The 1,152-nt window shown below is 56.1% G+C and carries 1 protein-coding gene and 1 pseudogene; both read right to left on the reverse strand.

From position 1 onward, the window contains the following. On the reverse strand, window positions 1-728 hold a 728-nt coding region (locus RMSM_RS14305), incomplete at its 3' end, for a PVC-type heme-binding CxxCH protein (RefSeq protein WP_008697275.1). Then, window positions 725-1,152, reverse strand: a pseudogene (locus RMSM_RS14310) (hypothetical protein); the annotation flags it as partial. The pseudogene RMSM_RS14310 and the gene RMSM_RS14305, both read right to left, overlap by 4 nt.

The following is a 1,152-nucleotide window of genomic DNA, read 5'->3' on the forward strand; positions in this document are numbered from 1 at the left end:
ATTCCGTGCTGCGCCGCCCCACTGGTCGGTTCAAATTCATAAGTGCGAGGATTGAAAGCCAAGTCGCGTCCGCGGATGCTGATCCCCGCGATATCGGGGGCGGCGTGGGCGTGACGAATCTCGCCTCCGACACTGCTGCAAGCGATATGAATTCGATTATCCAGCCCCCAGCGAAACGAATTCATCAAACCTTGAACATTCGATGTGCCAAACCCGGTCAATACTCGCTGTTTGACATCGGCCACACCGTCGCCGTTGGTGTCTTTCAGGTACAACAGGTCGGGGGCATCGCCGACAAACAAACCGCCGTCATACGGAAACAGTGCCGTTGGCCAAAACAATCCGCTGGCGAATTCAACACGTTCGTCGTAGACACCGTCGCCGTCGGTATCGATCAGTTTGGCGATCGTTGAAATGCCATCGTCACGGTTTTCGCTGTAACCTCGCATTTCACAAACATACATCGCACCGTGCTCGTCCCATTCGATTGCCACGGGACTGCCGATCAACGGTTCGGCTGCGACCTGCTGCATCTGAAAACCGTCGGCAACTTGGAACGTGGAAAGCGCGGCATCAGGGGCGGTGGGGGCGATCCGCGGCAGTTCGCTGGAGTAATCGGGCTGTTTTGACGAAGCAGGCTCCTTTGCCAACAGATCACCGCAGTTCAAAACAATCGTCGCGAAAGCTAACAAGCAGCTTTGTGTCATCAAGGTGTATCGATCGTTCATTCTGCCACCTCGTTCACTTTCAGTAGTGTTTTGATGCCGTCCATTAGCACGGTTTCGACTTCAGGAGCCACGTTCGATGCCGCCTGGCTCGTTTCGTAGCCACCTTGTTCATAAGCTTCGGCGGTACCGATGTAGCCGGGACCATAATCGCCGTAAGCCGCCATCGCGACATTCAAATCCGGCCGCAATGTCTTGGCTGCCAATTGGTATTCCACAAACAATTCGCCAGGCATGTGCAGCACGCGAACGTCGCCCACCGACAAACAACCCAAGTCGATCTTGTGACCATTTTCGCACCTCAGCAGCCATGCCAATTCGTCGGGGGCGCCCCAGTAACTGACGCCGTCCCACTTTGCCACGCCATCGGACAACGTTTGGCGGTCCAGATGTTTTGCAGGAGGTAGCGCCGCGCCGACGGTGGACC

It is taken from the genome of Rhodopirellula maiorica SM1 (assembly GCF_000346295.1).
Classification (GTDB): domain Bacteria; phylum Planctomycetota; class Planctomycetia; order Pirellulales; family Pirellulaceae; genus Novipirellula; species Novipirellula maiorica.